Origin of the sequence: Pseudomonas sp. R4-35-07, assembly GCF_003852235.1 — a bacterium.
GTDB lineage: Bacteria > Pseudomonadota > Gammaproteobacteria > Pseudomonadales > Pseudomonadaceae > Aquipseudomonas.
Genome location: NZ_CP027732.1, coordinates 2,430,654 through 2,442,974 on the forward strand (window position 1 = coordinate 2,430,654; position 12,321 = coordinate 2,442,974).

12 protein-coding genes are annotated in these 12,321 nt (G+C 62.9%); 6 read left to right on the top strand and 6 right to left on the bottom strand.

Annotated elements, in window-relative coordinates; translation table 11 throughout:
- Nucleotides 1–5: 5 nt before the first annotated feature.
- Nucleotides 6–1,148, bottom strand: coding sequence for an efflux RND transporter periplasmic adaptor subunit (locus C4J89_RS11260; RefSeq protein WP_124414418.1), 1,143 nt, complete (start codon nt 1,146–1,148; stop codon nt 6–8).
- A gap of 288 nt (nt 1,149–1,436) precedes the next feature.
- On the opposite strand from C4J89_RS11260, the gene C4J89_RS11265 reads away from it, so the two are divergent.
- From C4J89_RS11265 to C4J89_RS11280, 4 genes are all read left to right on the top strand, one after another.
- Nucleotides 1,437–2,138 carry a response regulator transcription factor gene (locus C4J89_RS11265; RefSeq protein ID WP_124362415.1) on the top strand — a complete coding sequence of 234 codons (702 nt, stop codon included), beginning with the start codon at nt 1,437–1,439 and terminating at the stop codon, nt 2,136–2,138.
- A gap of 3 nt (nt 2,139–2,141) precedes the next feature.
- The gene (locus C4J89_RS11270) at nt 2,142–3,458 is read left to right on the top strand and encodes an ATP-binding protein (protein ID WP_124414419.1); all 1,317 of its coding nucleotides are present in this window, start codon (nt 2,142–2,144) and stop codon (nt 3,456–3,458) included.
- Nucleotides 3,459–3,510: 52 nt separating this feature from the next.
- Nucleotides 3,511–4,290 (top strand): class I SAM-dependent methyltransferase, encoded by a 780-nt coding sequence (locus tag C4J89_RS11275; RefSeq protein ID WP_124414420.1) that lies wholly within the window; start codon nt 3,511–3,513, stop codon nt 4,288–4,290.
- A gap of 82 nt (nt 4,291–4,372) precedes the next feature.
- Nucleotides 4,373–5,158: a sulfite exporter TauE/SafE family protein gene (locus C4J89_RS11280; protein ID WP_124362418.1), complete on the top strand. Its 786-nt coding sequence runs from the start codon at nt 4,373–4,375 to the stop codon at nt 5,156–5,158.
- A gap of 202 nt (nt 5,159–5,360) precedes the next feature.
- Here the strand turns inward: C4J89_RS11280 and C4J89_RS11285 are convergent, their stop codons facing one another.
- Nucleotides 5,361–6,599: an acyl-CoA dehydrogenase family protein gene (locus C4J89_RS11285; protein WP_124414421.1), complete on the bottom strand. Its 1,239-nt coding sequence runs from the start codon at nt 6,597–6,599 to the stop codon at nt 5,361–5,363.
- Between the two features lie 268 nt (nt 6,600–6,867).
- Here C4J89_RS11285 and sfnG point away from each other — a divergent pair, with 268 nt between their 5' ends.
- On the top strand, nt 6,868–7,953 hold the full coding sequence (gene sfnG, locus C4J89_RS11290; RefSeq protein WP_124414422.1) for a dimethylsulfone monooxygenase SfnG: 1,086 nt from the start codon (nt 6,868–6,870) through the stop codon (nt 7,951–7,953).
- A gap of 3 nt (nt 7,954–7,956) precedes the next feature.
- On the opposite strand, the gene map is transcribed toward sfnG, so the two are convergent.
- Both map and C4J89_RS11300 read right to left on the bottom strand, forming a co-directional pair.
- Entirely contained in the window at nt 7,957–8,712 is a 756-nt protein-coding gene (gene map / locus C4J89_RS11295) for a type I methionyl aminopeptidase (RefSeq protein ID WP_124414423.1), read from the bottom strand.
- Nucleotides 8,709–8,912: a ParD-like family protein gene (locus C4J89_RS11300; protein WP_124362422.1), complete on the bottom strand. Its 204-nt coding sequence runs from the start codon at nt 8,910–8,912 to the stop codon at nt 8,709–8,711. Before C4J89_RS11300 ends, map begins: the two co-directional genes overlap by 4 nt.
- Before the next feature lie 358 nt (nt 8,913–9,270).
- On the opposite strand from C4J89_RS11300, the gene C4J89_RS11305 reads away from it, so the two are divergent.
- Nucleotides 9,271–9,537 carry a DUF1652 domain-containing protein gene (locus C4J89_RS11305; protein ID WP_124414424.1) on the top strand — a complete coding sequence of 89 codons (267 nt, stop codon included), beginning with the start codon at nt 9,271–9,273 and terminating at the stop codon, nt 9,535–9,537.
- A gap of 213 nt (nt 9,538–9,750) precedes the next feature.
- On the opposite strand, the gene C4J89_RS11310 is transcribed toward C4J89_RS11305, so the two are convergent.
- Both C4J89_RS11310 and xylB read right to left on the bottom strand, forming a co-directional pair.
- On the bottom strand, nt 9,751–10,689 hold the full coding sequence (locus C4J89_RS11310; RefSeq protein ID WP_124414425.1) for a carbohydrate kinase: 939 nt from the start codon (nt 10,687–10,689) through the stop codon (nt 9,751–9,753).
- Between the two features lie 12 nt (nt 10,690–10,701).
- Nucleotides 10,702–12,183 carry a xylulokinase gene (xylB, locus tag C4J89_RS11315; protein ID WP_124362425.1) on the bottom strand — a complete coding sequence of 494 codons (1,482 nt, stop codon included), beginning with the start codon at nt 12,181–12,183 and terminating at the stop codon, nt 10,702–10,704.
- Nucleotides 12,184–12,321: the final 138 nt, after the last annotated feature.

Below are 12,321 nucleotides of genomic sequence, written 5' to 3' on the forward strand. Positions count from 1 at the left end.
GCGGGTTATTCCTTCACGAGCGGGCTGTCGTCCACTTCAACTTTTTCACCGGGGCGCGCATGTTGCAGGCCCTCGACGACAATGCGGTCACCGGGCTTGAGGCCGCTGCTGACCACCCAGCGATCGTCGATCACTGCGCCCAACTCCACCGGCTGCTGGCGCACGCTTTGCTCGCTGTCCAGCAACAGCACCATCGGGATGCCGGCGCTGTCGCGGGTGATGGCGCGCTGCGGCACGCTGAGGCCTTGCTGGTCGACGGCTTGTTCCAGGCGCACCCGCACGAAGCTGCCGGGCAGCAGGTCGAGGTCCGGGTTGGGAAATTCGCTGCGCAGAATGATCTGCCCGGTGCCCGGGTCGACACTGATCTCGGCGAACAGCAACTTGCCCGGCAACGGGTACAGGCTGCCGTCATCCTGGATCAGGGTGGCCTTGGCCTGGTCCTGGCCGACCTGCTGCAAGCGACCGGCGCGAAACGCGCGGCGCAGGTCATTCAGCTCGCGGGTCGACTGAGTGAGGTCGGCATGGATCGGGTCCAGTTGCTGGATGATCGCCAGCGGCGTGGCTTCGTTCTGGCCGACCAGGGCGCCTTCGGTCACCAGCGCACGGCCGATGCGCCCGGAAATCGGTGCAGTCACTGTGGCGTAACCCAGGTTCAACCGGGCCCGCTCGACGGCGGCCTTGTTGGCGGCGACCTCGGCGTTGGTCTGGCGCAGGGCAGCGCGGGCGTTGTCGTACTCCTGGCCGCTGATGGCGTTGCCTTCCACCAACTGGCTGTAGCGCTGCTCCTGCAGGCGCGCCTGGAACGCATTGGCCTCGGCTTTGCTCAGGTTGGCCTGGGCGCTGTCGAGGTCGGCCTTGAACGGGGCCGGGTCGATGCGAAACAGCACGTCGCCCTGTTTCACGTCATGGCCTTCGTTGAAGACGCGTTGCATCACCACCCCGGCCACCCGTGCGCGCACCTCGGCCATACGCGGCGCAGCGATGCGCCCGCTCAATTCGCTGGTGATGGACAGGGGCTTGGCCTGCAGCGTCTCAATACGCACTTTGGCCAGGGGCACGTGCGGCGCCTCGGCTGTGGAGTTGTCACACGCGCTCAACGCCAGGGTGAGCGCCAACAGGCAAAACGGCGCAAACAGATTCTTCGACATGCTCTTATCCCAATATTGACTGGCGCATCCTAAGGTCACCTGCGCCGTGGTGCTGTGAAGCTGTGTAGTGCGTCTGTGAAGAAATGTAAGGTACGGCGCGCAGGGCGTCGGGGGCGTATATCCTTGCACAACCTCGCTGACAACGAAGATCAAATGTGGGAGGGGGCTTGCCCCCGATGAGGGCGTGTCAGTCATACATCTGTGATTGAACCACCGTTATCGGGGGCAAGCCCCCTCCCACATTGGATTTGTGTACGGCACTTCACTGTATTTTCTGGAAACACCTTCATGCCCAACATCCTGCTGGTGGAAGACGACGCCGCGCTCTCCGAGCTGATTGCCAGCTACCTGGAACGCAATGGCTACCACGTCAGCGTGCTCAGCCGTGGCGACCAGGTGCGCGAACGCGCGCGCCTGAACCCGCCTGACCTGGTCATCCTCGACCTGATGTTGCCCGGCCTCGACGGCCTGCAGGTCTGCCGCCTGCTGCGCGCCGACTCGGCGGGCCTGCCGATCCTGATGCTTACCGCCCGCGACGACAGCCACGACCAGGTGCTGGGCCTGGAAATGGGCGCCGACGATTATGTGACCAAACCCTGCGAGCCACGGGTGCTGCTCGCCCGTGTGCGCACCTTGCTGCGCCGTAGCAGCCTGTCGGAACCCCAGGTGGCCAGCGACCGTATCATCATGGGCAACCTGTGCATCGACCTGTGCGAGCGTACCGTGACTTGGCGCGAGCAGGCGGTGGAGCTGTCCAGCGGCGAGTACAACCTGCTGGTGGTGTTGGCGCGACATGCCGGTGAAGTGCTCAGCCGCGACCAGATTCTGCAGCGCCTGCGCGGTATCGAGTTCAATGGCACCGACCGTTCGGTGGACGTGGCCATCTCCAAGCTGCGCCGCAAGTTCGATGACCACGCCGGTGAAGCGCGCAAGATCAAGACCGTGTGGGGCAAGGGCTACCTGTTCAGCCGTTCCGAGTGGGAATGCTGAGCCATGTTTCGTGTCCTGCTGCGCCTCTACCTGATCACCATCGTCACCTACAGCGCGGCGATCTACTTGATCCCCTCCCTGGTGATCCAGCTGTTCGAACACCGTTATATGAACTACAACATCGAGCAGACCCGCGGCCAGCAGAAGCTGATCGTCAAGCAATACGTGCGCGCACCGGTGGAGCGCTGGTCACAGGTCACCGAGCAGCTGGGCCACGATTTTGCGCCGTTGAAGGTGCAATTGCTGCTGCGCCAGGATGCGCGCTATACCCCGGCGGAAGAAAAACTGCTGGAACAGGGCAAATCGGTGGTGCGCCTGGGGGAATGGGGCTGGATGGAGGAAATCAGCTCGCCGATCAATGAGCAATTCGTGGTCAAGCTGACGGTACCGCCCGATCCGTTGGACATGAACGTGCTGTATTGGGCGATCAACGTGCTGATCGTCGCGGCGCTGCTCGCCTGCCTGCTGGTGTGGCTGCGCCCGCACTGGCGCGACCTGGAACGCTTGAAAAGCACCGCTGCGCAATTGGGACGGGGCAACCTGGCCGAGCGCACGCTGATCCCCGCCAGCTCCAGCATCGGCAGCCTCGCCTCGGTGTTCGATACCATGGCCGACGACATCGAACACCTGCTCAACCAGCAGCGCGACCTGCTCAACGCGGTGTCCCATGAACTGCGCACGCCGCTGACCCGCCTGGATTTCGGCCTGGCCCTGGCGCTGGCGGAGGACTTGCCTGCGGCCAGCCGGGAGCGCTTGCAAAGCCTGGTGGCGCATATTCGTGAGCTGGATGAGCTGGTGCTGGAGTTGCTTTCCTACAGCCGCCTGCAAAACCCGGCGCAGGAGCCGGAGCGCGTGGAGGTGGTGCTCGACGAATTCATCGACAGCGTATTGGGCAGTGTCGACGATGAACTGGAGAACCCCGAGATTGTTATCGACGTGGCGCTCGACTGCGCCGTGGAGCGCTTCAGCCTCGACCCGCGCCTCACCGCCCGCGCCCTGCAGAACCTGTTGCGCAACGCCACGCGTTACTGCGACAAGCGCATCCAGGTCGGCGTCAGGGTCTGCCCCAACGGCTGTGAAATCTTCGTGGAGGATGATGGCATCGGCATTCCGCCGGACCAGCGCGAGCGCATCTTCGAACCGTTCTACCGTCTGGACCGTAGCCGCGACCGCGCCACCGGTGGTTTCGGCCTGGGCCTGGCCATCAGCCGGCGGGCCCTGCAAGCCCAGGGCGGCAGCTTGACCGCCGAGGCTTCACCCTTGGGCGGCGCGCGGTTTCGTGTGTGGTTGCCTGCCGTCGATCCAGCGATTAGAAAATAACCGCGAGACGGCGCACACTGTGGCCCCCGCTTTACCCGAAGAGAGATTGGCAATGACTGGTGTCCACGCGTCCGCTCAGCAAGGTTTCTCTACCCAGGCCCGCACTTACGCGCAAGGCCGCCCGGGCTACCCGCGACAACTCACCGGCTGGCTGGCCGACGCGCTGGGCATCGATGCCCACTCGACCGTGATCGACCTGGGGGCCGGCACCGGCAAGTTCACGCGCCTGCTCAGCAGCCTGGCGCCGACGCTGATCGCCGTCGAACCGGTGGTGGAAATGGGCGCCCAGTTGGCCAAACTGCTGCCGGGCGTACGGCTGGTCAATGGCACGGCCGAGTCCATGCCTTTGGCGTCCGCGAGCGCCGACGCGGTGGTCTGCGCCCAGGCCTTCCACTGGTTTTCCAGTGAGGCGGCGCTGGCGCAGATCCACCGTGTACTCAAACCCGAAGGGCGTTTGGGGCTGGTGTGGAATGTGCGTGATGAGTCGGTGGACTGGATCGCTGCCATCACGGCCATCATTACTCCCTACGAGGGCGACACCCCGCGTTTTCATAGCGGACGTTGGCGCGAGGCTTTCACTGGTGAGTATTTTTCCGCCCCTGAACTGACCTGCTTTGCCTATCACCATGTCGGCAGCCCGAAGGAAGTGATCATGGACCGCATCCTGTCGGTCAGCTTTATCGCCGCATTGCCTGCGGCGGAAAAGGCCACGGTCACGGCGCAACTGCAGCAGCTGATCGACACTCATCCCGCCCTGAAGGGCCGTGACACCGTGGCATTTGCGTACCAAACCCAAGCGTATGCCTGCCAGCGATTAGCAGAAAAGGCATAAAGTCAGATCATATTGATATAAGTAGTTATAAGAAAAATCGCTATCCTGCCGCCAGAATTTTATAAGGCCGCAGGTAGCTGTAATGGATGTGGGTAATGTGGGTTTCGTGGTTGCCGGCCTGATCGTAGGATTTATCGTGGGCATGACCGGCGTGGGTGGCGGCTCCCTGATGACGCCGATCCTGTTGTGGTTCGGCATCAACCCGGCCACCGCCGTTGGCACGGACCTGTTGTATGCCGCCATTACCAAATCCGGTGGTGTGCTGGTGCACAGCAAGAACCGGAACATCGACTGGACCATTACCGGCTGGCTGACCCTGGGCAGTGTGCCTGCGGTGCTGCTGACCCTGTGGTTCCTCGCCAGCCTGCACACCGACCCCAGCGCCATGAACGCGGTGATCAAACAGGCACTGGGTGTGGTGTTGCTGCTGACGGCCCTGGCGATCCTGTTCAAGCAACGCTTGCTGGCGTTCGCCCAGCGCCATGCCGGCGACGACTATCACATGCGCCCGCGCAACCTGAATGCGCTGACCGTAGTGACGGGCGTCGTCCTCGGCACCATGGTGGCGCTGACCTCCATCGGTGCCGGCGCGCTGGGTACCGTGGCACTGTTCATCCTGTACCCGTTCCTCGCCACGCGCCGCCTGGTGGGCACCGAGATCGCCCATGCCGTGCCGCTGACCCTGGTGGCGGGCCTGGGCCATGCGAGCATGGGCAATATGGACTGGCACCTGCTGGGCTTTTTGCTGATGGGCTCGCTGCCGGGCATTTACCTGGGCAGCCACATGACCGGCAGGATCCCGGACGCGGTGCTGCGTCCGTGCCTGGCGGTGATGTTGATGGCGGTGGGCTACAAACTGGCGTTCTAAAAATGTGGGAGGGGGCAAGCCCCAATCTCCTGTAGGAGCGAGGCGGGCGGCTAGCCCTTGCTCGCGAAAAACGTCAACGATAACGCGTGCTTCCTGAATAAACGCGGTGCCTGTGAGTTTTTCGCGAGCAAGCTCGCTCCTACAAAAAGCCTTAACTGACTGGCATTAGGGCAAGCCCCATGCCACACATATGGAACCGGCCTCAGGCCTTGGCCGGGCCGTTGCCGATTTGCCAGACAAACGGCGGCTCAGTGCCGTTGATCACCCAGTCACCGACGATCCGTGCCTTGTAGATCAGCGGATTGTGCGACGCCACCGTCCGCGCATTGCGCCAGTGCCGGTCCAGGGCCTTGCCTTGGCGCACATCCGAGGCCCCCAACGCGTTGAACAATTGGCTGGTGGCACGCTGGATCAGTTCCGAGACCACCACCTGGGCCGTCGCCGATTCGATCTCGGCCGCCACGTTGGCCTCGCGCTCGGCGACCTCATCCCCACCAAATCGTGCCAGATAAGCCCGTTGCGCTGGCTGCGCGGCTTTCAACGCACTGGCCCGGGCTGCGTAAACCAGCGCGGCGACTTCCCCGACTACCTGTTGAACCTGCACGTCCTGGCTGACGTGCGGGGCATTGCCGTGGCTGTAGATGCGCTTGCGGCTGCGTACCTGCTGGGCCACGTCGTTGAGCGCGGCGTGGCCGATGCCGGCCAGGGTGGCCAGCAACACCAGTTGATAAAACGCGGTCTGGTATTTGAAGCGCTCGGCAAAGTCGATCACGTTGTGCGCTTCGACCACCGCATCGGTAAAGCGCGTGGTGCCGCTGCCGGTGGTGCGCTGGCCAAAGCCGTCCCAGTCATCGCTTTGCACCACGCCTGGCTGGCGCGTGCGGGTGGCGGCGATCACGTCGCCGCCGGTGTCGCTGCGCTGGGCGTACACGTCGATCCAGTCGGAAAACAGGCTGCCGGTGCTGTAGAACTTTTCGCCGTTGAGGGCCCAATCGTCACCGTTGGGGCTGACCTGGGTGACCACGTCGCCAATTGCGACAGTGCCGATTTCTGTCCAGGCGCAGCCGACGAGGTCGCCGTCGACGAAGCGCTTGAACCATAGGTCGCGCCCCGCGCTCGGCGGCGCGTTCAGGCGGTCTTCGGCAAACGCGAAATGCCCGCGCAGGGCCTGGGGCACGTTGGAATCGGCGGCGGCGAGTTCGATCAGCAGTTCGAACAGCTGCGGCAGGGACGCGCCGCCACCGCCATATTCCACCGGCACCCGCACCGCGCCAAAGCCGGCTTCCTTCAACCAACGGATCGGCTCATGGGGCAGGGTGCGGCTGTGCTCGCGTTCTACCGCACCGTCGGCGATGCGCTGGAAGATCGGACGGAAACGCTCGGCCAGGGTGGTGTAGTCGACGCCGACGGACAGCGGGTTGATGACGTGTTGCTCGGTCATGGGGGTGGGCTCCTGGGCAGTGATCAAGTCCCAGGGTGGTTGCACAGTCCGTGCCGGGCACGCCGGCCCGTATTTACGGCGCGGGGATGCCCGCCGCTGTTGCTCCAGCAACAGCATTTGGACAAAGCGTAGCGATCCATGACAGTCGCGGCACGTCACGCAAACCCCGGGTTTTGCGCCGCAACCCACACGGCCAGGGCGTTTAACCGTGACTGGCACGCTTGCTGCTCAAGCCCTGGGTACATCCCTGTGTGCGAGGAACCGTTCAATGAGTCAGCAAGCCGTAAAATTTGCCTATTGGGTGCCCAACGTCAGCGGTGGGTTGGTGGTCAGCAAGATCGAACAACGTACCCACTGGGGCATCGACTACAACCGTAAACTGGCGCAACTGGCCGAAGCCGCCGGCTTCGAGTATGGCCTGACCCAGATCCGCTTCACTGCCGGCTACGGCGCCGAAAACCAGCACGAATCAGTGGCCTTCAGCCACGCGCTGCTGGCGGCGACCACCACCCTCAAGGTGATTGCGGCGATCCTGCCGGGCCCGTGGCAACCGGCGCTGGCGGCCAAGCAACTGGCAACCATCGACCAGCTCACCAACGGCCGTATCGCGGTGAATATCGTCAGTGGCTGGTTCAAGGGCGAGTTCCAGGCCATCGGTGAACCCTGGCTGGAACACGATGAGCGCTATCGGCGCTCCGAAGAATTCATCCGCGCCTTGAAAGGCATCTGGACCCAGGACGATTTCACCTTCAAGGGCGACTTCTACCGCTTCAACAACTACACCCTCAAGCCTAAGCCGCTGGGCCAGCCCGAGGTGTTCCAGGGCGGCAGTTCGCGGGCGGCGCGGGACATGGCCGCGCGTGTGTCGGACTGGTACTTCACCAACGGTAATACCCCGGAAGGCATCAAGGCCCAGGTCGATGACATCCGCGCCAAGGCGGCGGCGAATAACCATTCGGTCAAAATCGGTGTCAACGCCTTCGTGATCGCCCGCGACACCGAGGAAGAAGCGCGTGCCGTGCTCGCCGAGATCATCGATAAAGCCGACCCGGAAGCGGTCAACGCCTTCGGTGACGCGGCCAAACAAGCCGGCAAGTCATCCCCGGAAGGCGAGGGCAACTGGGCCAAGTCCAGCTTTGAAGACCTGGTGCAGTACAACGACGGCTTCAAGACCAACCTGATCGGCACGCCGCAGCAGATCGCCGAACGCATCGTGGCGCTTAAAGCGGTGGGCGTGGACCTGGTGCTGGCCGCTTTCCTGCATTTCCAGGAAGAAGTGGAGTATTTCGGCAAACGCGTGTTGCCGCTGGTGCGTGAGCTGGAGGCCAAGGCCGGGATCAAGCAGGTGGCTTGAGGTTCAAGCGGACGCTTGCAGCGTCAATACCTCAAACCCATCGGCCGTCACCGCAACCGTGTGTTCCCATTGTGCCGATAGGCTGTTGTCCTTGGTCACCACCGTCCAGCCATCCTTGAGGCTGCGCACCTTCGCGCTGCCCTGGTTGAGCATCGGTTCAATGGTGAACACCATGCCTTCACGCAGCTCCAGCCCCGTGCCGGGACGGCCAAAGTGCAGGATTTGTGGCTCCTCGTGCATTTCCCGGCCAATGCCGTGGCCGCAGTATTCACGCACCACGCTATAGCCGTTGGTGTGTGCATGGTGCTGGATCGCATGGCCAATATCACCTAGGCGGGCACCGGGCCGCACTTGGCGGATGCCCGCCCACATGGCCTCGAAGGTCATCTCCACCAGGCGCCGCGCCTTGGGGGAGACAGTGCCGATCATGTACATCTTGCTGGAGTCGGCGATAAAGCCACCTTTTTCCAGGGTAATGTCGATGTTGATGATGTCGCCTTCCTTGAGCAATTGCGTGGCGCTGGGCATGCCGTGACACACCACTTCGTTGATCGAGGTATTGATGCAGAAGGGGTAGTCATATTGCCCGAGGCTGGCCGGGCGGGCTTTGAGCTCCTGGCGGATGAAGGTTTCGACGGCGCTGTCCAGCTCCAGGGTGGAGCGGCCGGCGACGACAAAGGTGTCGAGCATGCTGAACACCTGGGCCAGCAGGCGTCCGGCTTCGCGCATGACCACCAGCTGTTGTGGCGTCTTGATCATTGGCTGCGCCCTCGGATCAGGTCGGGTTTGTCCAGCAACAGCTTGTTGATCAGCTCGTTGTAGGGCAGGTGAGGATTGAGTTCAGCCAGCAGGCCGATCTTGATCCAGAACTCGGCCTGGGCGTTGATGGAACGGTCCATCGCGGCGCTGGCCAGGCGCAGTTGCTCGTGCAATTGGTCGGTGATCTTGACGATGCCCATAAGCTTCACTGTGTTGGGTTGATATACGAATCGTATATGTTTCGTATGGTTTGCGTAAGTCCCTCTCGACTCAACGGCGACAGGTGAATTGGTTGCCATATGTTGCTGGAAAAACCGGCCTGCGCACGCATCCTGTGGGTTAAACGTTTAATCGAAGTGGTTCGGCGAGGATGTAGACAGTCAGATTTTCCATATATAAGCGCCGCCAGCGCTTATGAAGAATGGTTACAACAGCAGGAGATTTTGCCGAGTAGGCTTATTTTTGTAGGCGTCTTCCAGGGCCGGCAAGACGTGGCAGGCAAGGGCCTGCCGGATACTTATAAAACCATTGGCAGTCTCAACAAAGGAGAGGTTAGCCATGCTTTCGGAACTAGAGCTTCGCAGCATTATTGAAGGAAGTTTCCTGCCTAAGCGGTGTGAGTGCACCAAAGCCGAAGACGCTTCACTGACAATCAAGGTGTACGACGACCGCGACCGTGATCGAGTGGACTTGGAGGTGAAAGGGATAAACGCCGACAAACTCGACAGCAGTCGCGCCATTTGCAACCTGATCGCTGAACTGCGTGAAGACCTCAAGCACAGCCACACGCCCTTGCTGCAACGAGCAGGAGGGCGCAGATCTTAAGGGTGTGCCTCGTTCAACGCTGACCTGTGGGCTTGGTATTGACCAGGCCCTCAAACCACACGGTCTTTCCAACTCATACGCACCCCCGGCGTTGCCGCTCACGCCCTCGCGCCAAAGGTGACACCGCCATTGAGGGTGCCGCTGTCGCAGACGTAGGTATCGTCGCCGGGGCCGGGGGTAAAGGCACACGCGGAATGCGCGGCCTATGGGCGCTCAGCCTAGCTGGCTGCGGTAAGGCAGGTCCGGCCCGGTGCGGGTGCAGGTCAGCGCCGCGGCGCGAATCGCAAAGCCGAGCATGGCGTCGATCTGTTCGCGGCTGAGCTGTTGCAGCCCCTCGACCGAGTCCAACCGGTGCTCGGTCAACCAGGCGATCAGCGCCGCCTGGAAGGTGTCGCCGGCACCCACCGTATCGGCCATCACGATATCGATTGCCGGTTGCGACCAGTTGCCATGGCGGCGGCTGAACACACTGGCGCCGTCGCCGCCACGGGTCAGAAATACCAACTGGCAGCGGTGTTGCAGCCACCCTTGCAGCACGCTTTCGGGGGATTGCTCGGGGTAGAGCAGGTGCAGGTCTTCATCGCTGACCTTGATCAAATCCGCATGCTTGACCAACTCCATCACACGGTCGCGCCACAGCTGGATATCCGGTTGCGGGTTCAGCCGTACGTTAGGGTCGAGGCTGATCAGGCGCTTGCCGCTTTCGCGCTTGACCAGCGCCAGCAGTGTGTCGCCAACCGGCTGTACCACCAGGGAAAACGAGCCCACATGCAGCCCGCGAATCTCATCACCCAAGGGCGGCAGGTGCGTCAACTGCAGTTGCCGGTCTGCACAGCCTTCGCCACGAAAGCTGTATTGCGGTGAACCATTGGCACCCACGGCCACCATGGCCAGGGTGGTCGGCGCGTCGAAGGGCACCAGGAAATCTTCACTCACCCCTTCGTCCTTGAGCACCTGTAGCAAGCGCCGGCCCAGGTAGTCATGGGAGATCCCGGCGAAGAACCCGGACTCGATCCCCAAACGGCGCAGGCCCACCGCCACGTTGAACGGCGAGCCACCGGCAATCGCCGTGTAATTGAGCTTGGCAGCCTGCCCGTCGGCATTCTCCTCGCTGAAAAAATCAAACAGCGCTTCACCACACACCAGATACATAGTCACTCGCTCTTAAAGGGTTGCCACAAGCTGTTGATAGCGCTCATAGGCCTGTTGATAGGCGCTCACGTTGGCCGGCACCGGCAGGGTGCGGCTGGCCGGGTCAAGGCTGACGCATTTGTCGCACAGGCTGGCCAGGGATTCGCCGGACTGGCACCACGCCGCCTGGATCGCCGCGCCCAGGGCCGCGGCCTCGCTCTGTTCGGTACAGACCACTTCGGTGTTCATGATATCGGCGACCATCTGCCGCCACAGCGGGCTTTTCGAACCGCCACCGATCAAGCGGATGCGCAGGCTTTGCAGGCCGGTCTGGCGCAGCAGGTCGAGGCCGTAGCGCAAGCCGAAGGTGGTGCCTTCGACCACCGCGCGGCACAGGTTGGCGCGGGTCAGGTTGGTCATGGTCAGGCCATGCAGGCTGCCGGTGGCCTGGGGCAGGGCGGGCACCCGTTCGCCGTTGAGGAACGGCAGCATGCTCACCCCGTCCGCGCCGATGGGGGCCTGCTCGACCAGGGCATTGAAGGCGTGCAGGTCGAGTTCGAACAGCTCGCGGATCACCCCGGTGGCGTTGGTCAGGTTCATGGTGCAGATCAGCGGCAACCAGCCGCCGCTGGACGAGCAGAAAGTGGCGACCGACGCCTGGGGGCTGACGTTGGGCTGGTCGGCAAAGGCGTAGACGGTGCCCGATGAGCCCAGGCTCATGGTGATCACCCCAGGGGCGATGTTGCCGGTGCCGATGGCGCCCATCATGTTATCGCCGCCGCCGCTGGCGACAACCGCGTTGGGGTTGATGCCCAGCCGCTCGGCGATGGCCGGCAGGATCGTGCCCACTGCTTGATCGGCTTCAATCAGCTCGGGCAGCGCCGCCTGCAGGCGCCCACTGGGGTCAATGTGCGCAAGCAGCGCCACGTCCCATTCACGGCGGCGCACGTTGAAATAGCCGGTGCCCGACGCATCGCCGTATTCGGCGACGGCGCGGCCGGTGAGCCAGTAATTGAGGTAGTCGTGGGGCAGCAGGATATGGGCGATGCGCGCAAACAGGTCCGGGTGCTGTTCACGGGTCCAGAGCAGTTTGGACACCGTGTAGCCCGGCGCAATGGCCACGCCCAGGCGCTCCAGCGAGCCGCTCTCGCCGCCCAGGTAGTGCAACAGGCGCTCATTTTCTGTGGCGGTTTCGGTGTCGCACCACAGCTTTGCCGGGCGCAGCACCTGACCCTGGGCATCGAGCAACACCAGGCCGTGTTGCTGGCCGGAAACACCAATGCCGAGGATGTCCTGGCCGTCCACCCCGGCCTGTTGCAGGGCGCGGTGGGTGGCTTCGGTGAAGGCGTCCAGCCATTCCTGGGTGTGTTGCTCGCGCCGGCCATTGGCGCCGCTGATCAGGGTGTGCGCGGCGGCGCCCAGGCCCAGCACCTTTCCGCTGGAAGCGTCGAGGACGATGGCTTTGGTGCCCTGGGTGCCGCAGTCGATGCCGAGGAACAGGTTTTGCTGGGTCATGATGATTTGCTCAGCAGTCTTATTGTTGGATTGGTAACACAGTCAAATGTGGGAGGGGGCTTGCTCCCGATAGCAGTGGTTCAGTTGATAAACCTGTGACTGATACACCGCTATCGGGAGCAAGCCCCCTCCCACATT